The 22,818-nt window shown below is 34.8% G+C and carries 21 protein-coding genes; 2 read left to right on the top strand and 19 right to left on the bottom strand.

The genetic code is table 11. The annotated features are described in order from the left end of the window. Positions 1-26: 26 nt before the first annotated feature. A complete protein-coding gene (locus CLOLE_RS01815; RefSeq protein ID WP_013655369.1) occupies positions 27-1,097 on the bottom strand; it encodes a hypothetical protein in 1,071 nt (356 codons plus the stop codon). Between the two features lie 196 nt (positions 1,098-1,293). Between CLOLE_RS01815 and CLOLE_RS21520 the strand changes: the two genes are divergently transcribed. Beyond that, positions 1,294-2,340: a D-alanyl-D-alanine carboxypeptidase family protein gene (locus CLOLE_RS21520; RefSeq protein WP_013655368.1), complete on the top strand. Its 1,047-nt coding sequence runs from the start codon at positions 1,294-1,296 to the stop codon at positions 2,338-2,340. A 282-nt stretch (positions 2,341-2,622) separates the two neighbouring features. Here the strand turns inward: CLOLE_RS21520 and CLOLE_RS01805 are convergent, their stop codons facing one another. From CLOLE_RS01805 to CLOLE_RS01760, 10 genes are all read right to left on the bottom strand, one after another. After that, positions 2,623-3,537, bottom strand: coding sequence for a DUF6544 family protein (locus CLOLE_RS01805; protein WP_242825765.1), 915 nt, complete (start codon positions 3,535-3,537; stop codon positions 2,623-2,625). Beyond that, entirely contained in the window at positions 3,474-3,926 is a 453-nt protein-coding gene (locus CLOLE_RS01800; protein ID WP_083801197.1) for a MarR family winged helix-turn-helix transcriptional regulator, read from the bottom strand. Before CLOLE_RS01800 ends, CLOLE_RS01805 begins: the two co-directional genes overlap by 64 nt. Positions 3,927-4,170: 244 nt before the next feature. After that, positions 4,171-4,548, bottom strand: a complete 378-nt coding sequence (locus tag CLOLE_RS01795; RefSeq protein WP_013655365.1) for a hypothetical protein — start codon at positions 4,546-4,548, stop codon at positions 4,171-4,173. 832 nt (positions 4,549-5,380) lie between these two features. Continuing rightward, positions 5,381-7,984: a M56 family metallopeptidase gene (locus tag CLOLE_RS01790; protein WP_013655364.1), complete on the bottom strand. Its 2,604-nt coding sequence runs from the start codon at positions 7,982-7,984 to the stop codon at positions 5,381-5,383. Continuing rightward, the gene (locus CLOLE_RS01785; protein ID WP_013655363.1) at positions 7,985-8,380 is read right to left on the bottom strand and encodes a BlaI/MecI/CopY family transcriptional regulator; all 396 of its coding nucleotides are present in this window, start codon (positions 8,378-8,380) and stop codon (positions 7,985-7,987) included. Positions 8,381-8,475: 95 nt separating this feature from the next. Beyond that, the gene (locus tag CLOLE_RS01780; protein WP_013655362.1) at positions 8,476-9,012 is read right to left on the bottom strand and encodes a GNAT family N-acetyltransferase; all 537 of its coding nucleotides are present in this window, start codon (positions 9,010-9,012) and stop codon (positions 8,476-8,478) included. Positions 9,013-9,866: 854 nt separating this feature from the next. Beyond that, positions 9,867-10,226, bottom strand: coding sequence for a YccF domain-containing protein (locus tag CLOLE_RS01775; RefSeq protein ID WP_013655361.1), 360 nt, complete (start codon positions 10,224-10,226; stop codon positions 9,867-9,869). Between the two features lie 77 nt (positions 10,227-10,303). After that, complete coding sequence (locus CLOLE_RS01770; RefSeq protein WP_013655360.1) at positions 10,304-11,785, bottom strand: ABC transporter substrate-binding protein; 1,482 nt, start codon at positions 11,783-11,785, stop codon at positions 10,304-10,306. A 166-nt stretch (positions 11,786-11,951) separates the two neighbouring features. After that, positions 11,952-14,183 carry a PTS transporter subunit IIABC gene (locus tag CLOLE_RS01765; protein WP_013655359.1) on the bottom strand — a complete coding sequence of 744 codons (2,232 nt, stop codon included), beginning with the start codon at positions 14,181-14,183 and terminating at the stop codon, positions 11,952-11,954. Continuing rightward, positions 14,167-14,394 carry a hypothetical protein gene (locus CLOLE_RS01760; RefSeq protein WP_013655358.1) on the bottom strand — a complete coding sequence of 76 codons (228 nt, stop codon included), beginning with the start codon at positions 14,392-14,394 and terminating at the stop codon, positions 14,167-14,169. Before CLOLE_RS01760 ends, CLOLE_RS01765 begins: the two co-directional genes overlap by 17 nt. Positions 14,395-14,631: 237 nt before the next feature. Here CLOLE_RS01760 and CLOLE_RS01755 point away from each other — a divergent pair, with 237 nt between their 5' ends. Beyond that, positions 14,632-15,249, top strand: a complete 618-nt coding sequence (locus CLOLE_RS01755) for a hypothetical protein (protein ID WP_013655357.1) — start codon at positions 14,632-14,634, stop codon at positions 15,247-15,249. Positions 15,250-15,399: 150 nt separating this feature from the next. Here the strand turns inward: CLOLE_RS01755 and CLOLE_RS21515 are convergent, their stop codons facing one another. The 8 genes from CLOLE_RS21515 to CLOLE_RS01715 all read right to left on the bottom strand — a co-directional run bounded on the left by CLOLE_RS21515 (position 15,400) and on the right by CLOLE_RS01715 (position 22,816). Further along, positions 15,400-15,987: a VanZ family protein gene (locus CLOLE_RS21515; protein ID WP_013655356.1), complete on the bottom strand. Its 588-nt coding sequence runs from the start codon at positions 15,985-15,987 to the stop codon at positions 15,400-15,402. Between the two features lie 294 nt (positions 15,988-16,281). Next, positions 16,282-16,899, bottom strand: a complete 618-nt coding sequence (locus CLOLE_RS01745; protein WP_013655355.1) for a class I SAM-dependent methyltransferase — start codon at positions 16,897-16,899, stop codon at positions 16,282-16,284. 151 nt (positions 16,900-17,050) lie between these two features. After that, complete coding sequence (locus CLOLE_RS22330; RefSeq protein ID WP_013655354.1) at positions 17,051-17,827, bottom strand: peptidoglycan recognition protein family protein; 777 nt, start codon at positions 17,825-17,827, stop codon at positions 17,051-17,053. Positions 17,828-17,950: 123 nt separating this feature from the next. Beyond that, a complete protein-coding gene (locus CLOLE_RS01735; protein ID WP_013655353.1) occupies positions 17,951-18,232 on the bottom strand; it encodes a DUF503 domain-containing protein in 282 nt (93 codons plus the stop codon). A 103-nt stretch (positions 18,233-18,335) separates the two neighbouring features. Continuing rightward, the gene (locus tag CLOLE_RS01730) at positions 18,336-19,055 is read right to left on the bottom strand and encodes a YdcF family protein (RefSeq protein WP_013655352.1); all 720 of its coding nucleotides are present in this window, start codon (positions 19,053-19,055) and stop codon (positions 18,336-18,338) included. Between the two features lie 66 nt (positions 19,056-19,121). After that, positions 19,122-19,697: a class I SAM-dependent methyltransferase gene (locus tag CLOLE_RS01725; protein WP_013655351.1), complete on the bottom strand. Its 576-nt coding sequence runs from the start codon at positions 19,695-19,697 to the stop codon at positions 19,122-19,124. A gap of 528 nt (positions 19,698-20,225) precedes the next feature. Further along, positions 20,226-21,980 carry a glycoside hydrolase family 13 protein gene (locus CLOLE_RS01720; RefSeq protein ID WP_013655350.1) on the bottom strand — a complete coding sequence of 585 codons (1,755 nt, stop codon included), beginning with the start codon at positions 21,978-21,980 and terminating at the stop codon, positions 20,226-20,228. After that, the gene (locus CLOLE_RS01715; RefSeq protein WP_013655349.1) at positions 21,980-22,816 is read right to left on the bottom strand and encodes a sugar ABC transporter permease; all 837 of its coding nucleotides are present in this window, start codon (positions 22,814-22,816) and stop codon (positions 21,980-21,982) included. The genes CLOLE_RS01720 and CLOLE_RS01715 overlap by 1 nt, the downstream gene beginning before the upstream one ends. Between the last annotated feature and the right edge of the window lie 2 nt (positions 22,817-22,818).

The raw sequence follows: 22,818 nt of genomic DNA, 5'->3' as shown, positions 1-22,818 counted from the left end.
CTTATACTTTCTTTATCTGTCTTTTTCTAGAAAGTAATTTCTTTTCCCCCTGGTCTAAACAACTTAAAACTAAGATGCTCAAATCCATACTTTTCTATAAGCTGCTCCATGTAGCTTGTAAATTCTATCATATCATAAACAATACAATCGATATAACTATTAAAGAGTCCAGTAGCTCCTCCAATGTATCGAACAAAATGCTTTTCCCTACTCACCTTTATAAGCTGATCTTCTAATCGGTTACGTACACTTAATGCACTTTCCTTGGACATATTTTCTGTATTAAAAAATATAAAGCCATAAGTAATCCCCAGCTGCTGCCCCTCATCTAGCACACCTACTTTATTGGTATAATATTCATGTACAAGTGCCATAAGCGCGCTCTTTCCCTCGTAAATATCTTCTCTCAAGGGACATCTACGTTCCTTACTAGGTAGAAGTTCATATGCTGTAAAGACCTCACAAAGATCGCCATATACAGGAACATAACCCTCTTCAATCATATCTTCAATATATGCTTTAAGTTCCGTTAGCAATAATGCTTCTTCTATCTCTAGATTAGGTACTATCTCTACCTCACCAATATAAGCCATATCATATGCTTCGCCAATAAACTGTTGCATAAAAATATACAGCATTAAATAAGCTTCGGCTTCATCCAACTCATTTAACTTCTCTGAATATGCCCTAAGATTTACCCTTCCCTCCTCTAAACTGGGATAAAGTAAAACATCTCTTACCTCTAAAACGGTATCATACATATGAAGTTTAAAATTTTCGGTATTTGCCATCGGCTTTCTCATCTCATAAAAAGTCCAGTGTTCTAATAGCTGACTTGGTACTTCTTCCTTCCAATAGCTTAGCGCAAATAGTCTAGCTTTATCACCTTCTGGAGTTAACATGAGCTCCCACTTATTAGTACTTTTATTAAATCCTATCTCACAATTACGCGTGGAAAAGGTATTATCTATAAGCTCTTCTATATGCTGCCTTGCTCCTTGAAAATTTTCTTCATTTTCTAGGCTTTCTCTTAAGCTAGCCTCCTCTTCTAAAAAGAGCCGCCAAAATAAATCTATTCTTTCTTTAAAACTTTTCATTCCTTTGCCCCTTTCTAGCCTAAGCTAACCTCTATTCATATTTTATCAAAATCTTCTACCTTTTTCATCCTTTAATAGAAAAATAGTATTTAAACACAGTAATATATTTTTATAATCACATAAACTTAGATTTATATGTTATTTTGTCGTATAATAAAAATATACGGCATAACGACTAAGAAAGGAGACTCTACATATGAAAAAATCAGCCTATATCCTTAGTTTCATTTTATTAATTGGAACCATTAATATTCATGGTGCTACAATTCCTCAGTTAGAAAAATGCGGTTTAAATAATCCTTATCATTTACTGATAAATAAGGATCATCCTTTATCACCAGATTATAAACCAAACAATCTAGTTATCCCTAACGTAAAATTTCAAACACCTGGTAATATAGAAAAAAATTATATGGAAGCTACTGCAGCCGCTGCTTTAGAAAAAATGTTCGAGGCAGCTAAAGCTGATAATATTCGTTTAGTAGCTATTAGTGGTTATAGAAGCTATGCTAGACAAACAACACTTTATAATAATGCCGTTAGAACCTATGGTAAGAATCAGCGAAGTTCAGCTAAAGCTGGTGAATCTGAACATCAAACTGGACTTGCTATGGATCTTAATAGCCTTTATCAATCTTTTGGTAATACAAAAGAAGGTAAATGGTTAGCCCAAAATGCTCACTTATACGGTTTTATTATTAGATATCCAAAAGATAAGACTGATATTACTGGCTATATCTATGAACCTTGGCATGTAAGATATGTTGGCACTGAACTTGCTACCTATTGTTATACAAATAATCTAGCCCTTGAGGAAATTGAATTTTGTTGTAAAAAAGATGAAGAAATTGAAATGCATATTAGTAACTCTGAGAAACTGACCCTCACCCCCTATAAAGTTATTAAACGAGACGGTGTAACCTACATAAAAGTAAGAGATTTAATCGGAAATATTGGTGGCTCTATTGAATTTCAAAAAAATACCCTTACCTTAAACACCTATGAGCATCGACTCATTCTTACAGAAAACAGCAACTATGTCATGCTTGATGATTTACCTCAAACCATAACGCCTACACCTATTCGAATAGACAACTCTCTTTATATACCTATGAGAGCTACTTTAAGTTTACTCGGATTAAATCTTGATTTAATAAATAGCTCCACTTTAATCATTACCAAAGCACCTACTCTAGAGGCAACGCCTCACTCTCCTCTTATAGAAGAATCTTCTCCTACTTAATGCTTATCATTAATTGAGTAGGAAAGCCTTCACTAAAAACTATTCTCTGTTAGATTGTATCACTAAAATAGGCGTAAGCTCTTTGCTTACGCCTATTAATATCCATTATAATTTCATTACCAGAAGTGTCTTTATAGACTCTTATCATACGTCTTCTTAATACAATATCTGTGGGGTATCAATATATATTCCTATCAATAAGGTCTTTTAACAACTAATGTTTTTCAGTGCTTTTTCCTTTTTTCATATCGTAAAAGAACTCCTTGATTAACAGGCTTTCTTTTAATAATATGTCACTTTAAATTGATCAGAATCAAAGTACACTAAGTCACCTTGTTCCTCATGCCAAACAGCTTTTAAACGGATAGGATACTTGATACCATCAAATTCTTTATAGTCTTCTGCAATGCACTCCCAGTCTACAGATTGAGTTGTACCGGTTGTTTCATCTGCCATCATTCTATCTGATGTGTAAAAAGAAATAAATGCCCCCGATTCATCAAAAGTAAAAATACCACTTACCTTTAGGCCATAATAGTCTAAAGTTGCTTTTACATGGTTATTATCAATACTTTCCCATGTTACATAGTCCTGTAAAATAAAACTAGGTAATAAAAGCCCTTCGGCTAGACAAGTTACAAGCCCTGCTGCATTCATTCCTTCTCCTTTTACATCAAACAAATTAATTGTTTTTGCAATAACACCTTTCATACCACCATCTCCTTCTAAATAATGGTCTAATCCCTGAAAAGGAATCCCCATTACTGAAGCATCAATAAATGCTACTCTCTCTGGCTGCGTAATAAAATTATAGTGCATATAATCCATCTTGAGAGGCTTACCCCCTTGAATAAAGTCTACATCTTTATAAGTAACTTGCATATAATTAGGTTTCTTCATCCCTATAAAACCACAATAACGAAAGTAGCGCTGAAGAGGCTCGGGCAAGTCTTTAATATCTTCTTCACTAAAACTTCCTTCTATGAGTTCTTGCCTATTAATTGCTTCCTGCTTCTTTTGATTAAATTCACTTTTAGTTTTTGACATAGGTAATTGAAAAAAGATTAAAATTGCTCCTACTAAAATGAACAGTATACCAATAACATACATCATTATTCTCATTCCTCTTTTCTTCATTTCATCTCGTCTTCTTCCATCTGCTTTATATTTTCCTCTAGCTGCTTTAAACCTACGCAAATGACTTCAAGTAAGTTCTCATCCATCCCTTGAAAAAGTTTTTCTAGGAAATACCCTTCTCTTTCCTCTCTACTTTTGGCATGTTCTATAGCTTTTTCTGTTAAAGTCAATTTCACACTTCTACTATCCTTTTCATCTGTATGAATAGTAATAAAACCTTTTCTTTCTAAAATGACAGCCATCTTCTTAACATTTTGTCCTGAGCTTCCCAGGAAAGTAGCAGCTTGACCAATAGAAGCACTTCCCCCCTCAAATTTAGAAAGCGCTGCTAAAAGCCCCCATTGCTTTAAGGAAATCTGTTCATCAAATTGATCCCCTAAGTATTGTAGTCTGTTAGCTAGTATAAAAAGCTGCCCAAATATATACCCTTGTTTGTCTTTCTCATTCATCATCTCTTCCCCTTCTTTTTCCTAGTGTTATGCTTATCAAATTAATACTAAATCATCTTATTTTTACTATGATTCTTTTGTTTACCTGGGGCTCTTTAAGTAATGTATTGATGTATTTCCTCTGATAAATCAAATGAGTACTAATAAAGCACAAAAAGCTAACCGGTTAGGTATATTTTATCTAACCAGTTAGCTTTTTACAATGGTATTTATATTTTATTAATAAATTAAATTCAATCTACTCTTATCCCACTAAATGAATAGCACATTTAATAAAAGAACTATATTCCTCAAAAGAAGTATGTATATCGGTAACATCCCCTTGTAAAAGTTTTTTTGCTATGTAAAGTATTTGTTCATGAGGATAAGTTCCTTCTCCCATACAAGCTTCCAATAAATAGGTTGGTCCTCCTAATGAAAGCTCCTCATAAGCCTCCACATAAAATGCCTCTCCTTCATAATGAATATAGTCATCTTGAAAAAGCGCAATGAGATAAAGAAAGGCTAACTGTCTTCGTAATAAAGCTGAAGGTTGTTTTAACTCTATTTCTGTAAGATCCGCTTCTTCTATCAGCTGATTGTATGCATCTTCATGGTGATGGTCTTTAAATATGAATTCCATTGATAATCTCCTGTCTTTGCTTCCTAAATACTTTATTTATCACTTTCCGCCACTATTATAAATTGAAATTTGTCGGGGCGTTTATGAGAATTACGTCTGAGAGAAAATGAGTGGGTATGGGTGCCTTCCGTTGTTCCGGTTCACATTTTTTGAAGCACTAAGTTCACTTATTTAGATGAACGGCAGAACTCACTTCGTTCAAACAGCTGCCTAAAACCCATCTAAAACGTTCACTAAGTGCTTCTAAAAAATGCTCCTAAGTCACTACTCCAGGCACCCATACCCACTCATTTTCATAAACGTTGTTGACCTCATAAACATCCAAGACAGTGAAGCAACGTGGAAAGAAGGCGTAACGACAGTTAAAAAATACTCAGAACTAGGGCAGACGCCCATAGTAATAATGTATCAAGCTTCCCATAAGTCTGTTTTGCCAAGAAGTAGCTATGTAAGGACGCTAGGGAGCCTTACAAGCATTATTGACCTTATAAACGTTCAAGCCCCTAAGTGAGAAGTGATGAAAAGAGATAATAACAAGTTTTATTTCCTCTTAAAAACACTTAATGGAGGTGGCTTTACGCGTTATTGTTTGTAGAACTGAGAGAGGGTGGCTGTCCTAGCGGGGTGACTTCGGAGTATTTTCAGTAGGCACTTAGCGAACGTTTTGGATGGTATTTAGCCCACGTGTTTGAGGGAACCGAGTTTGTGGGCGTTCATCCAAAAAAAGTGAGCTTAGTGCCTACTGAAAATGCGCAGCGGAACCACGCAGGATAGTCACCCTCTCTCAGTTCCGCCCAAATAGCCTAGTAAATTCCCCGACAAATTTCAATTTTTAAAATCCATCTCCTGCAACTAGCCATTTGCCATTTTCATTAGTTAAAATAACCATTCTTGGGTATTCACCGTTTTGAAGTATACTTGTATCATTGGTTTCTATACGATAATTAACGGTATAAATTTTTGTTCGATTACTAGAAAGTTTGTCGTTCTCCTTGCTAAGCTTTATGTCTAAAATATCCACCTTCTTATAAAAGGTATTCATTAGCTGCCTTACTGTGCCTTCATTAAATAAGGTAGTGTTATCCATGTTAGTAAACAAAATAACTAACCAAGTGTTAGTGGAAACCGTTTTGAAATAAGTCTTTGTATCACCATCCACCAAAGCTTTAAAATAAGTAGCGATGAGCTCTTCATCTGATGAATAGCCACCTCTTTCAAAATCAGCCATGACTGTTTCTGCTAAATAATCTACTGGTGTTAGACTTGTAACTTCATCAAAGCTTTTTCCAGATAAGGTATAAAATACAGCCGAATGTCTACCTGAATCCATATGCGCTCCTACTATCTTTCCTTCATGCCTTATAACAATACCTCTCGCATCTGATATAGGCCTATCTGATTCCGGTAAAGACTCAACTAAGTAATAAATTTCTGCTGTGATAGATTTACCTAATACCCCTACATCTCCTAATTGCTCTCCATAATCTAAACCAATAGCCTTAGACATTTCTATACTTAGAGCAAAATAAAGATTTTCTATATCATCAGCGCTAGTTACTTCCAACGTTTTAGGTAGTCGCCTTTCACTACTTCCCATTAGAAAAGCTGGTGTGTATCCATATTTGCCAAATAACTCTATGACATCTTCTGGTATCCTGCTTCCTTCTGGCCTATATTCTTCTGTAGCAGCTAGTAATCTAAATAACATTTCATCTAGTTGAAATCTATACTCGCCATATTGAATCCATCCTTGGTCATATAAGGTATCATAATTGATATAAAGTTCTGCTAACTTTTCGTCCTTTTGATAAAATACAATGGTTTGATTTTTAACGCTGTTACCACTCATATCCTTCTCACTGATTGTACTCGTGTCACTCCTTGCTAATAAAGCCAATACAAGCTGAATATGTCTTTCATCAGTAATAGTAGCTGGTATGTAATCTGCCTCAAAATTATTAAAATAATCGTAAGATACTTCTATACGAGTAGTGTCTATTAAACTAGTAATTAGGTTCGCTAATTCTTTGTTTTTAATAGAAGCAACTTGTATGTTTTTTATATCAATTGGGTCTCTATATTGTTCTATCTCACTTACTACCTCACTGCTATTTCCTATAGGAGCATCGCTATTTTCTTGTTGATTTGTAGCATCTTTCGCCCCTTCTGATATTGCTTGCTGCTTATTATAATCCTGATTCTTTATAGCCCCATTCTTTGCATCCTGATTTATCGTATCTTGTTTATTGGCACCTAAGGTATTAGGATTAGTTAAGCATATCCCTCCTATAATGACTACTAATCCTACTCCTAATACAATTCCTACTTTTGACAACTTTTTACCTTTGGCAATGACTTCGATTCTCTTTTTAGTGGTACTTTCTTTCCTTGCGAAAGCTATAGCCCCTATGGATCCCCTCATCATAGTTGCCTCTTTAAATAAAACTTCTGAATAACTCACACGGCTCATATTGGTCTTTTCTAAGACCCTTACATCACACAAGATTTCTTGATCCTGCCTTATCTGTTTGAAAACGAAATAAACTACTGGATTAAACCAATACAGCCCTTGAAGTAAAACAAGACACCAATTCACTAAAAGATCTCCATAACGATAGTGAATCAATTCATGGGTTAAAATAGCACGGTACTCTTCCTCACTATAACCTGCCTTAAGAATCAGAATTGGTTTAAAAATGCCTGCTATACAAGTATTTTCTCCATATACCAAGGCTATCTTCTTTTTAATATGTAAATCCTTTTTAATTTGCTCTACTAACATTAAAAGCTTTTCATCATTTATAGGTAATAGTCGCCTACTCTTATAGCAAAAGCTTATGTAGCCCATTAGCATGTATGCAAAACATAGAATGCAACCTAGTACATAAATAACTATAACTATCTTTGAGTTGCTTTCTTCGGGGGCATTTACAGCTACCAGTTGGTTTTCATCTTGTTCAAAAGCCTTAGAAAGGTCACTTATATGAAAGAATACATCACTTAGTGCTTCTAAATCATAGGTTGATGTAGCTTTACCATCAGCTAATTTATCTTTACTATTATTTGAACTATCTTTATCCGGAAATAATGGACCTTGATCATGGGTTACTGGATTATTTGTTGATGAACCCATTTCGTCTTTCATTTGCCCCGTCATTGTTGTCAGCTGCATTCCCTCTTCTACTAGTGCTTTCTCTTCTTTACCTTGCAAATAAATAGAAGAAGCCTCATTCCCCAATAAATTAAATATACTTAAGGAGCTTTCAGGAAACTGCACCATCATTAATCGCAGTAAGAAAATACCCCATAAATAATACTTAAACTTCGGAGAAAGATTTTTCCCTATAAGTATCCGGGCAAGTATAATAACTGCAGCCGTTACAGTACTCATCACAAACACACTTACAAGCCACTGGCTAAGTATAGCTATTTCCATCTATTCTTCCTCCTTCATTTGATTAATTAGTTGTAGAATTTCCTCTCTTTCCTCCTTTGAAATCTTTCCTTTCTTTGCAAAACAAGCTACAAATTGACTAATAGACCCCTGGTAGATTCTCTCTAAAAAAGAACTTGCCTCCTCTTGTACACATCTTTCCTTATCAATCAGTGTACTATATTTATAAACACCTGTTGTCTGGTCTACAGATACGGCCCCCTTATCAATTAACCTAAGTAACATGGTACGAACTGTACCACTACTCCAACCTGTTTGTTCCTTAAGTTGTTTTGTAATTTGCTTTAACTCTAGTGCATCCTTCTCTAACTTTTGATTTTCCCATAATACATTCATAATGTACCACTCTGCTTCTGAAAGTTTCACTTGTTTATCCATATCGTCCTCCAAAAATAATAACAAATGTATCTATTTTTATAATAGTAACATTTGTTATTATTTTTATCAAGGATATTTTATTAAATATTCGAAAATTAAATCAATTTGCTTTCTTCCCATTCTGCTCTAGTGAGTTGATAATGCATAAGGTCTCCTACTAATTCTTCTCTTTGAAAGCTCTTTTTTTCCAAATGGGTTTGTTTCATACCCACTTTTTCTAAGATTCTCATGCTAGCAGGATTAACTGTTACAGCATCGGCCAAAATAACTGTAGCGTTCGTATTCTCAAATAACTCATCTACCAAAGCCTTTGCTACTTCAAATCCGAATCCTTTTCCCCAGTGGTTCTGACAAAGTTGATAATAAAGTCCATACTCCCCTTTTTCATCACTAACAGTAGGCACCCCCGCTACCCCTATCAACTCATTGTGATGAAGAATAACCCAGTTATTCATATGTAGTGGATCTATAAACTTCTGGATATGCTCTATACGTGCCTTGCAATCCTCTATTGTCTTGCACCAAGGATTATAAGTATATTTTACAACTTCATAGTCACTCCACAGAGCTAGTAGGTCTTTAGCATATTTGATTTCTATTGGTACCAATTGTAATCGTTTAGTTGTAATCATCTCTTTGCTCCTTTCATAATAATCCTATTTGAAAGCCTTCACTCAATTGAAATTTGAAAAATAACGGCATAAAGTTAGGAGCCACTAAGAAGTCCGAGAAATTGTCTTACTTCCAGCTACTGTCTCGGCTCACTAAGAAACGCTAAACTCATAGCCCTTATGAACGGCTGAAAACTCGCTAACGCTCAGACACTCAGCCTAACACCCATAAGGGCTATTTCGTTAAGAGTTTCTAAGTTCACCTCCAAGGTAGCTTTCAGTAAGCCAATTTCTCTCCCTCCTTAGCTACTTCCTAGCAAACACATACTAAAAGTCACTTTATGCGTTATTGTTATAAGAAGCCATAGGGCAAGCGTTCAGAGCAATAACGTATCAAGCTTCCTATAAGTCTGTTTTGCTATTGTTATTATCTCTTTTCTGCACTTCTCGTTTAGGGTCTTGAACGTTTATGAGATCAATGACGCTTGTAAGAAATGAGAGGATAAGGACTGCCTGGAGAAATGACTTCGTAGTATTTTTTAGAAGCACTTGGCGAACTTTTTTGATGGGTTTTAGTGCGAGTGTTTGACTAAAATGAGTTTTCGCACGTTCATCAAAAAAGTGAGCCTTAGTGCTTCAAAAAATACGGAGCGGAATTCCGGAAGGTAGCCCTTATCCTCTCATTTCCGCCCAACAGCATGCCTTATAAACGCTCAATAAATTTCTATTTATAGTCTATCTTATTCCAAATTAGTTTCACTCCTATTAATCTTTTTTTAATCATTATCCCTTTATTGTAATCAACGACTTTCATCATAGTGGAAAAAACAAAAAATCTATCATGCTTTTAAACACAATAGATTCTTTGTTAACTCTTAATCGACTCTTGCACCAAATGGCATCAGAGCTAATTTTGCAATTTTAAAAGATTGAAGCCCGAATGGAATTCCAATAATGGTAATGCAAAAAACAATTCCAATAATAGTAGCTTCAATGGCCAATGGAATACCACCAAAAATAATCCATAAAATATTGCACAGAAGTGAACCAATGCCCCCACCATAAGTTACTTCTTTTCCAAATGGAAAAAAAGCTAAACCTGCTAACTTAAAGCACTGTACACCTACAGGAATACCCACTAACGTGATGCACCATAAAAGGCCTATTCCAAACCAACTTAATCCCATAATGAGACCACCAAATATAAACCAAATCATATTTCCTAAAAAGCTCATATATTTCCTCCAACTATTTGTATGCCTTATATTATCATGAGTTCTTATTATTGGAAAGTAGTTCACAACTATTGTACCTATTTTTCTTGTAGGTTTTTCCACTCATCTAACTGTCTTTGCATCTCTGCTATAATTTCTTTTGAACCACAATCTTCTAGCGACTTTAGAACAATTGGAACATAAACTTCCGGATCATACAATCCTATAGATAAATAATGGACGTATGGATCCCATATAAGTTCACATTTTTGTATTTGTTCTTGTACAGGGGTAAAATCAAATACAAATCCCATAGTCGTATCAACTTGACCCATTTGATTCTTAATAGATATTTCTTGTTTACCTTTTCTCTCTGTTTCAGTAAAACTATAAGTATTTTTTACATTGCCTAATATCCAAGGAATTTCATAATAATATCTTTCATGGTTCTCTGTAAATTGTATAATATCATTTTTCCCTTTTACTTTTGTATAATGAATATCTTCAATTCCGTAAATTAAAAGATTATTTATATATTTGTCCGTATTAACTAGTTCTAGAAATTTTATTGCTTCTTCTGGATGTTTAGAAGTTGAGGAAATAGCCTGAATAGCATTTGTAATACAATAATCCGGTACTATGGGATTAGAAATAGGAATCCTAATATACTCATACCCTTGATATGTGCTATCATAATGTTCTGCTGTAGCTGCTATATCTATAGTACAAAATACATTTGTCATAACCCTGTTTGCTTCATTAATAGCATTTCCACTTATATATCCAGCCTCATAGTAAGAATGCATCTGCTTAAAAAACGCTATTACCTCTGGTCTTTCTAATTCATTAAACACTCTATAATCCTTAGTATCATAATAAACTGCTCCAGGGCCCGCTACTGCATCTTCGTGATATAAATTCTCAGTAGGTAGTAGTTTTTTCATATTTAGCAAACCAAAAGAATATACCACATCTTGTGAGTTTAGTGCATATATATCAGTCTCTTTTTCTTTAATAACTTCAAAGAAGGGTTCCATATCCTCTAAGTTTTTTACAGTTGAGAGGTTCATCTTATACTTTTCAGCTAAGTCTTTTCTTATAAAAAGGCTATACTGTTCAACTGAATTCTTATAACTTGGTATCCCATAACAACTACCATTTATCTCAGTACCCTTAAGATAACCCTCACCTAATAAAGCTGTGGTTTTAGGAGCATAGATAGGTAATAACTCATTTAACCGAAGAAATGCCCCCTCTTTTGCATTGTCATAATAATTAAGACTCCAATTTGCTGTAAAACATATATCAAACTCTTCTCTATTTTTGATTTTCTTTGCCATTTTACTATTATAACTTCCCCAATCATAACAGTGAAGATTAATGGTGCAGTTTAAATTTGTATAATTCTGTATGTATTTATTAATAGCTTTCTCTACCAACTCTGTATCCTCATCTTCTCCGTATCCTACAAAATACCAGTTAAGTTCAACAAGCTTCTCTTGTGCTTGACCGTAATAAGCCGAAAACGGCAAGATAAATATTCCTAAAATTAAAACAGATATTTTTAATAACTTTTTCATGTCTATCCCCCTTATTTATTATTTATGTTTTAATTATATTGAAAATTATAAATATTTCAATATATGTATGATTGATTCTCTTCTTACATTGCTATTTGTAGATATTTACAATAAGAAGGTGACCTTTTTTTCATAACGTCACCTTCTTATCTGCTACTTTTCTATTCTATTTTTCAATAACTACCCTGTCTTTCATTTTTGCTTCTACAGGTCCTGTTTTTAATAAACTCACCTTTTCATCATCTTTTAAATTCGGAAATACAATTGGTGTAATCAGTGATGGCACCTTATCCACAATTGCATCAATATCTACTGTAAGCAGTAAATCTCCTGCGTTAACCTCTTGGCCTTCTTCTACATGAGTTGTAAAGCCTTCACCCTTAAGCAAGATTGTATCCAGCCCAAAGTGCATCAGCACTTCATGCCCCTTTTTAGTTTGAATAACAATAGCATGTTTACTTGGGAATACCGTAAGAATGGTGCCATCAATAGGTGCATAAAGCTTACCTTCCGTTGGCTTAATAGCAAAGCCTTGTCCCATCATGCCTTCAGAGAATACAGGGTCTGGAATTTCTTTTAAAGTAAGAAGCTCTCCCTTCATAGGTATGAGTAAACTCTCAACCATCTTACCATGTCCATCACCCTTGGTCATCTCAAAACTTGCAGACTTAACTGGCTGGCTCTTTGATATTTCTTCTTGTGCACTTCCCATGGCGATATCAATATCTTCTGGTTTAACACGGCCTTCCATAATATCTAAAATGTCATTCTTAATATTATCTGATCGTCCACCAAAAATAGCTTGTACATTGTCCCCTACTTCTAGTACACCTGTAGCTCCTAAAGCTTTTAAAGCCTCTTTATCAACTTCATTTTTATTATGAAGCCCAACACGAAGTCTAGTAATACAGGCATCTATATTTTTGATATTTTGCTGACCACCTAATGCTGCTAAAACTCTAGCAGCTAATACAATGCCTTTTGCTGCACCTTTACTATCTTCGGTAACGCCATCATCTTCATCTTCTCGCCCAGGTGTTTTTAGATTAAGTCTTCTAATAAAGAAGTCAAAAATCAAATAATATATTGCAAAGAATACAATACCTACTACTATGATGTAATACCACCTTGTAGGTACTCCTGCTCCTGCTGGAAGTAATCCAAAAAGAGCAAAGTCTATTAATCCTCCCGAGAAAGTCATCCCTACAAATACATTTAAAAGGTCCATAATCATATAGGATAATCCTGCAATGACTGAGTGAATTGCATATAAAATTGGCGCTACGAATAAAAAAGTAAATTCAATAGGTTCTGTAATACCTGTAACGGCTGCTGTTAAAGCTGCTGATGCCAGAAGTCCTCCGACATAAGCTTTCTTTTCCGGCCTAGCATTCTTGTACATAGCTAGTGCCGCTCCACCTAACCCAAAAATCATAAATGGGAATTTACCGGCCATAAAGCGTGTTGTTCCTTGAACGACTTGTGCCATAGTGGCTGCATCCGCTCCTACTAAAGCCGACATATTAGAAAGCTGTGCAAAATAAGCTGTGTTAGCACCATCTACAATAGTTGTTGCACCATTTGGTAGGAAGACTGTTCCTTCTACAAAGGCTGTATACCAAAATGGTGTGTAAAAAACATGGTGAAGTCCTACTGGAATTAGACCTCTTTCAATGGTTCCGTAAAGGAAGGTTCCTAGTGCTCCTAATTCATTAACCCATTTAGCAATAACAGCTATACCATTTTGTACAACTGGCCATATAAAGGATAAAATAACCCCCACAACAAGCATAACTACTGCAGTCACAATAGGTACAAAACGTGATCCTCCAAAGAAGCCTAGGACTTGTGGCAGTTGAATTTTATGATAGCGATTGTGCAAAATGGAGGCTATAATACCTGCAATCATACCACCAAATACCGAGAGGTTAAGTGTAAAAATACCCAAAGTTGTACTTACATAAGAGCTATACTGCGTTGGTGTATGATCGGGTGTTAATATACCTAAAGGCGTAACACCTAGTCCTAGCATCGTTGAAATAGCTGTGTGCATGATAATGAAACCAACTGCCCCTGCTAATGCCGCTGTTCCCTTATCTGAATTAGCTAAGCCTACCGCTATTCCTATAGCAAACAGCAATGGCAAATTTCCAAATACAATATCTCCTACATTTCTCATAACGGTTAAGGCAACTGTTACACCACGTAGATTAATAAAAGAAATTAACCCCTCATAAATAGCAGGTGGATTTTCTAAAGCCGCTACATTAAGTAATGCACCACCTACACCTAGTAAAATACCTGCGGCAGGCAATAATGCAATAGGAAGCATAAAAGCTTTTCCTACTCGTTGCAATATTCCAAAGGCATTGCTCATCCTATTACTTTCTTGCTTCATTTTTTTCCTCCTTAATATCTTGTTGTCTTATATTCCTTACATCCGCTAATCTTTTTTGCTCTTTAGCCTTCTTTTTAAAAACATAACTGTAGGCTAAATACACAATTAATACTACGATTGCTATAATAGCTGCTACGGCAAGCCAACTATCTTCTGTAAGGGGACGAAGAGGCAAACTTAGCAACAAGCTTTCTATTTTTAATAATCTCATTTAAATTTTTCCTCCTACATTTCTAGCAAAGTACTTTATCTGAATTAGTATGTGTTAATTTATTTCAATATATTTATGATATGTACTTATTTGTCTTTCTTCTTCTACTTTGATTTATATTGCTACAAATCTTCATTATTTCCCGGAAAATAGGCTATAACATAGCATTTCTATCATTTTTAGTTTAAAATAATACTATCTTGTTAACGCAGTTTACACAAAAAAGGAGTATCTTATATGAAAAAATTCAAAAAATTAACTTTGTTGTTTTGTATAACGATCTTTTCATTTCAATTAGTTGCTTGTAATAAAGAAGTTCCAGCATCTTCTACTGAAGCACCTATTACTTTTGAAAAACAATATGAAGAAGGCGTCTTAGATACCTTTACTAATCCACACGGTACTTTCTCTATTGATTTACCAAAAGAATGGCTACAGGACGCTAGCGCAGGTGTAGATACCATTCTAGCTGCTCAAGATGAATCCATGCCTATTAGTGTGATGATTACAAAATATAGTAAAGACTCTTCTCTTCTTGAAGATATTAAAGAAGATACACTCGATGCCTTTATCAATCTCTATGAAGAAAAAGGTATTCCAAAGCTATTAACTATGGTAACTCCTTCTCCTTTGGAAGCAGTAAGCCTCGATAACTTTCCTAATGCAAAAGGATACGAAATAGCCTTTGCTGAGGATGATATTAATAACAAAGGCTATTATCTTTACACAGAAGGTAAAGATGCTTTTTATGCTATAACAATCAGCGGCAAGGCTGCACTTTATGATGAACACATTTCTAAACTCAAAGGTACGCTTAATACTCTCAAAGAATTCGAAATCCAAAGCATTGACTAGTAATAAATAAAATAAGGTGTTATTGCCCAGTGGCAATAACACCTTATTTTATTTATTATTTCCTGCTTCAACTACTTAATCCTATTAAGATATCTCCCATGAACTATATAAGCATAACGTTATTTTTTGCAATGGGCAAATCAGTTACACCTACTTTTTCTTAGATAACTTTCCACGCAAGAATTTATAAATACCATATAAAATCTTAAATACTATATATCCAATCCCTGCTCCTATGGTATTAAGAATAACATCATCAATATCTGTCACACCAGTGCAAAGTATGTATTGCAGTATTTCTATAGATGCAGAAACAATTGCTCCTATAAGCATTACTCTTCCTGGTTTTCTCTGACTTATAAATAAAGCAGGCACTAAGGCACCTAAAGGTACAAACCATGCGAAATTTCCAATGACATTATAAAATAAATGCCACCAAACACCTTTGACTGTCCAATTCCATAGTTCTACCATAGGCGTCATATTAACTCTAGTATTTCTGGTCATCATATTGCTTATATTCCAGCCAATACCTCCAAAACGTAGGGCTGTAATTTGATATAAACATAACAAATAGAAAATAAACAGTATGACTGCTATCTCTTTCTTCCAATTTTTTATAGGCCATCTTTCCTTACGATGTAAGTAGATTACTCTTATAAACATAATAGGTATGAAAAATAATGTAGCAACCATTAATGTTACATATACATATCTCATTATCTCATTGATTGCCATTGTATTCTTCTCCTATCCTTTATTCCAACTAGATGCAATTACCTACCACCTAACCTCTATCTATATTTAACAACTCTGTTTTTCAGTATAAACTAAAATCTACTTAAATTAAAGTATAAATAAATGCTATTTACACTACTTATCCACATTTTTATAGCATTTCTCATTATAGGTCGAACATATATTCTGTCTTATCCACATTTTCTTTGATTTTATCCCAAGTTTGTGAATAACTCTGCATAAACTAAAAAAGCATCTCCTCTTAACCACAGCGAGGAGATACCTTTTATATCATTAGTTTCTTTTATCGCCTGTTGCAATAAAAGTATTACCAGTCACTTTTGTATAGTTAACAAAATCAAATCCACTCTTGCTTAAAAACTCCTTTACTTCATCTTCAGCATAAATTCTTAAGCCTCCATCTTTACTAAGAGGATTGAATAGATTTTTAACAGCTCTTAGAGAACTTGCTGTACAGAAATCACATAAAACAATTTTCCCCCCTACTTTAAGTACACGATACATCTCTCTTATCATAAGCTGAGGGTTTGTCGTATATCTCAAAATATCACTTCCCACAACTACATCAAAACGTTTATTTTCAAAAGGTATCGCTTCTGCATCTCCTTGGATAAGTTCCACTCTCTTTGGTAATTTATCTCTAGCTACTTTAAGCATTTCTTCTGAAAAGTCTACACCAACAGCCTTTACTTGTGGTTTACGATCTAGGATTTCATATAACAAACTTCCTGTTCCACATCCCACATCTAAAACGGTTTCAAACCGAATAGGCATTAAGGTATTTAGCATATACGGATAACTTTGTTTAGCAAACTGACTTGCCTTGCTATTATCGTATGCGCTTGCCTCATGGTCAAAATTACTTTTTATTTTCTCTTTATTTTTATCCATAACCGCCCCTCCTTACCTATCAAATTACTTGTAGGATTTAATAACTCCTCTATACTATCTAATCTTACTCTGAATTATGGAAATTAAAAAGGTGTTTTTTGATTTTTCATTAAAATTATACATATTGCATAAACTCATTTGGAACTAATAACTATTTAAGAAGTTTTTCTTTTACGTTAATAAGTACTTGCCTACACCACTCAGCCTTGAATTTTTCCTCATCCCAAGGTTCTCTGACTTTAATACAATCCTTACTCACTAGAAAATCAATTGTTTCCTTATAACTAGCACAATCATACTTCTTACCAATTCGTTCTATCATTTGCTTTACATAAGTTAACTTCATTGTTTTAGTGTTGCCCCATATTTTTAAGTCAAGCTGTATACCTGCACTAATAAGCGCCTTAACTGCATCAACCAGAGCTTGATCCTCCTCAAGTATATCCAGCACCTTCTTTACATCTTCTTGGAGCTGTTTCCATGCAATAGGATGCTCTACATAGTATTTAGGACACATCTTACCAGTTATATCATAGTGCCTTAGAAGGGCTTCTTCTGGGTTCAAACCATAACGCCTACAAATATTAGCACATAAACTAACCAAAGAAACATAAGTAGCTGAATTAAACTTACCTCCCTGATCTGGATGGCAATTCTCAATACCTATACTATAACTATTAGCCGGACCTGCATGATAAGCTAGTTCACTTTCTGGTATGCACTGAATAATCTCTCCCTGAAGTCCTACAATATAGTGGGCACTTGCATAAGTATTTCCCTCTTTTAAGCTTTCAAAATAATTACAATTTGCCATAGCTGTGTTACCTGGATTACCTACCCAGTGAATAACAATATGAGTAACCTTCCTTAGTAGTTTTTGAGGCCTGCTATATGCATTTGGCGTAAGTAGTACTTGTGTAATTTTCATTTCCAATCCCCCTTAATCAAAATCAGCTTTCATTCTTTATATGTGATAGCTCGCTTAATGTCTTGTCATCACTTGTTCCTTATATAAAGCTTTTCTGAAAGTATTTTTTTGGGGAGGCCGGACCTATCTTATTTCTCTCGTAATATCTACAATCTCTGCCTCACAATTTTCTTCAATGAAGTCTAAAATGTGGTCCATGGTACTATCACAGTTAGCAGTATGCGCTGCAATCATAGCAATACCTATAACAATAGTCTGATGAATATCCTGCTCAGCTATTTCACAAACTGATACATTGAATTTGTTACGTAGTTTGCCCATAATGCTTTTTACAATCATACGCTTTTCTTTCAAAGAATGTACATAAGGTGCGTGAAGTTTGATTTTAAGTATTCCAACTAACATAAGATGCCTCCTTCTTGTTGTGACAAGGCCTTGGCTGCCTTTACTTTATCATATGCCAAAATGTCAAACTTGACTCACTAAAACCTTTTTTCTTCTTATGAATCTAAGTTATTATTTCCTTCATCACTGCAAAAAACTCTCTAAAATAATAATTAGGAATCAAATAGAAATAGCTTTTAGCCCCTATTCCATCTACTTTTCTTCCCATATCACTGGCAATCATTCTTGCTCTTAAAACATGAAAACGATTGGTTACGATACTCACATTACTATTTGCCTTTATCTCATCGATGATTGCAAAAGAATACTTTAAGTTCTCATAAGTACTAGTAGACTGTTCTTCTAAAATCAACCGTTCCTCTTCAATCCCTTTTTCCACTAAATAACGCCTCATTGCTTCTGCTTCAGTCGTGATTTCATCAGGACCTTGACCTCCTGATAACACTGCTTTAGTTTGTGGATTGACCATCAAATAATCATAAGCACTCTCTAAACGATATTGCAATGTCACAGAAGGTGTATCTCCCCTTACTTGTGCCCCTAATACAATAATAAAGTCACAGGCTTCACCTGGTACACTTTTCACACCTGACCATACAATAAAGCTTTCTACCCCTACAAAAACAAGGATTCCTATAGCAAAAAAAGCTTTTATAAGCTTTATTCTAAAGCATTTATTAAAAATCCTTTTAAAAGAAAGTAGGGTGGCCACTATCCCTACACCTAACCATACAGGCACCATACCTGCTGCCCCTCCAAACACAAATAATATTATCATTTGTAGCAAAGAGAACACTGTTAATCCTCTAAAAAAATAAATCATCCCCATCCCCCCTTTAAGATTAAATAATCTATAACATTAAAGAAGAGAATGATTTTCACCATTCTCTTAAATCTTTCTAGCTAAAATATTAAGCCATTTTTCATTTGTACGTTCTGGCCTTATATCATTACTAACATGCATTTCTTCTATTTTAAAACCAGCTTCTATAAAAAAGCCTTCTGCCCTTTCTTCTTTTAAGTCTAGGAAATAACGACCATTTCTTTCTCCTTCAAAGTCCCCATATTTAAAAGAAGCATAGAGAACCCCATTTGGCTTTAGATGATAAGCACATCTTCTTAGTACCGCTGGTAATTCCTCACTTGGTACATGTAAGAGAGAGGCACTAGCCCATATCCCATCAAAATTAAGTTTAAAGTCCATATCTTGAAAACGACAATAATACACTGACTGGCCTATGTATTCTCCAGCAAATTGACACATTTCTGCGCAGGCATCCATTGCCACTACATAATAGCCTAATTTTTTAAATGCTAAGCTATCTCTGCCTGAGCCGCAACCTGCATCTAAAATAACACCGCCCTCTGGTACTAACTTTAAAAAAGGTTCATAATGCATTTGCATATCCAAGTTAACTGTACCAGCTAAAAATTCCTGTGCATGTTCATTGTAATAACAACTCATAGACGTCCTCTTTCTATTTTTGATATTTACCTATTAACTGTTTTTCTTTTGTCTCCTACTGTATACTAACTAGTTTCCATTGTTGCCTCATTTATATTACCTCTTTTTAGTTAATCACTATTTTGAAATAAGGTCAAGCAGATAAATTAAAATTTGACGTGGCGTTTATGAGAAGTACGTCTGAGAGAAAATGAGTGGGTATGGGTGCCTTCCGTTGTTCCGGTTCACATTTTTTGAAGCACTAAGTTCACTTATTTAGATGAACGGCAGAACTCACTTCGTTCAAACAGCTGCCTAAAACCCATCTAAAACGTTCACTAAGTGCTTCTAAAAAATGCTCCCAAGTCACTACTCCAGGCACCCATACCCACTCATTTTCACAAACGTTGTTGACCTCATAAACATCTAAGACAGTGAAGCAGCGTGGAAAGAAGGCATTAAGCAAATGTGAGCTATCAAAATAAGCATTTCTCTCCTTAGTAAAAGGATAGAAATGCTTATTTGATGAAAAAGGGGATATGTTATATGTTAGCACTGCTTAAGTACTAGACCTTCATAGGCTTTAAGTTTAAGACTTATGTGCCTAGAGTTGTTTTCTATAATAGTTTCAGGATTGCCAAATGCCACCTGCCACTTATTATTTTCTGCTGGGATAGTGTAGGTAGCCTCATTAGGAGTGTTCGCTAGGATTACCCAAAAACGTTCTGTTTCCTCCCTACGTTCAAATACATAGAGACCTTTTGCTTCATCCACTATAATCACCTTGAAGGTACCACTTGTAAAAGCCTTGCTACTTTTTCTTAGGCTAATAAGCTCTTTATAGTAGTCTATCATTTTTTGCTCTTTAGTATTAGGATGCCATATCATAGGTTTTCTATATTCCAGTTCTTTTTCGCCACTTATTAAGAGCTCATCACCATAGAGAATAGAAGGAACACCGACAAAGGTAAGTAAAAATAAAGCTGCCAAGCTTAACTTTCTTTCATCCTCTTTAGCATAATGTAAAAAGCGTGGTACATCATGGCTATCTATTAAATTCATTTGAGCGTAGGTCACTTGTCTTTGATATCTCATGAGCATTTGATTAATGCCATAGTTAAAGGCTGTTACACTCATACTCCCTTTAGCAAAAAATTCACGGCAAAGATTAGTGAATCGGTAATTCATAGTAGAGTCAAATTGTTCTCCTTGAAGCCAAACTTCTGAATCCTCCCAGATTTCTCCTATTAAGAAGACATCTGACTTAATGGCTTTAACTGCCTTTCTAAAGGCTCTCCAAAAGTCATGATTAACCTCGTTTGCTACATCTAATCGCCAACCATCAATGTCAGCTTCTTGTAACCAATAGGTTCCCACCTTGCAGAAATAATCAATAACTGCTGGATGCCCCGTATTTAGCTTAGGCATTTCTTTTACATATGCAAAAGCTTCATAGTTAGGAGGTGTTGTAAACTCTATAGGAAATTTCAAGCTATAAAACCAGTCTTTATAAGGAGACATTTCTCCTTTTTCTAAAACATCCTTAAACGCAAAGAATTGGGCACCACAATGGTTAAATACACCATCTAAAATCACCTTTATCTCTCTTTTATGACAAGCTGCTACCAGTTCCTTTAAATCTTGTTTCGTTCCAAAGCAAGGGTCCACATCAAAGTAATCCATAATATCATACTTATGATATTCCCCTGCCACAAATATCGGATTTAAATAAATACAATTAATTCCTAACTCTTCTATATAATCTAAATTTGCCTCAATCCCTTTTAACGTTCCACCATTCAGTGTACTAGAACGTTCTTTTAAATGATTCATCTTCTCTATTGGCTGCTGAGCAATACTACCTTTTTCTGTAGCAAAGCTATCTGGGAAAATCTGATACATGACAGCATCCTTTGCCCAATCTGGAATAATCGCCATATCTTCTCTTCTAATGTATGGGAATTGAAAATATTCAGTGCGATCTTCTCCTGGCTTTTCTAGAAACTGCTGTCCATAATAGTAATAATGAGTACTTTCATCCTCTAAATAAAAGTAATAGCACACTCTTGTATAATCACTTACTAGCTCTGCTTCATAATAGTCAAACAGTGCATCACTAGCTACTTTCTTCATTGAAATTGAGAAAACCTGTATAGGATTAGTAGGATGTACTCTGTCTCCATAAAATAGTTCACATCGTCTTACATCATTCTTTCCCGTCCTTAACCTAATTACTAGCGTACGTTCTGTTAAAGCAAAGGCATACTGAGAAAGAGGGATATGCATAATAGCTTCTAGTTTCATTAGTATTTCACTCCTCCCGCTGTTAACCCAGATACTAAGTACCTTTGGATGCCAAAGAAAATAAGTAACGTAGGTATAGATGTCATCATAGAACCTGCCGCAAATACTGGCCAGTTTCTAGTGTAGTCTGTTCCTTGAAGTGAATATAAACCTGCTGCCAAAGTATATTTATTGGCATCACTTAAGAAGTTTACGGCATAAATATATTCATTCCAAGTCGTAATAAAAATCATCATAGCTGTTACAATAATAGCCGGCCTAGCTAAAGGAAGTACTATACGCGTGAGTATAGTAAAGTTACCAGCTCCATCAATCATAGCAGCTTGTTCTATATCTACAGGAATCGATTCAAAATAACCTTTTAAATTCCAAATACTAAAGATAATCATAGCTCCTGTATATACAATAATAAGCCCCGTATAACGATTCATTAATGAGAAGGTAGTAAACAAACGATAAATAGCTACCATAGATAACACAGAAGGAAATGCATTTAGCAAAAGTAGTGCAAATAAAGAACTACTTTTCCCTTTGAACTTCATTCTTGTATAAGAATAAGCTGCTGGTAATGCCACTCCCAAGGCTACTATTACTGTACTTACCGTTAAGATTAAACTATTTTTAAGCCAAGTCAAAAAAGGCTTTTCAAATAAAATAATACGATAGTTATTTAAAGTAGCTTGGTCCGGTATTAGCTGAAAATGTGAACTTAATAGGGAATTGGAGGATTTTAGAGATACAGAAATGGTATATAAAATCGGAACCAAGAAAATAAGACAAATGATAATAAGTACAATATGAGTTCCTATGTGATAAGTTTTCTTATTAATCTTCATCT

This window comes from Cellulosilyticum lentocellum DSM 5427 (assembly GCF_000178835.2).
GTDB lineage: Bacteria > Bacillota > Clostridia > Lachnospirales > Cellulosilyticaceae > Cellulosilyticum > Cellulosilyticum lentocellum.
This window is presented reverse-complemented; position numbering and strand designations above follow the sequence as displayed.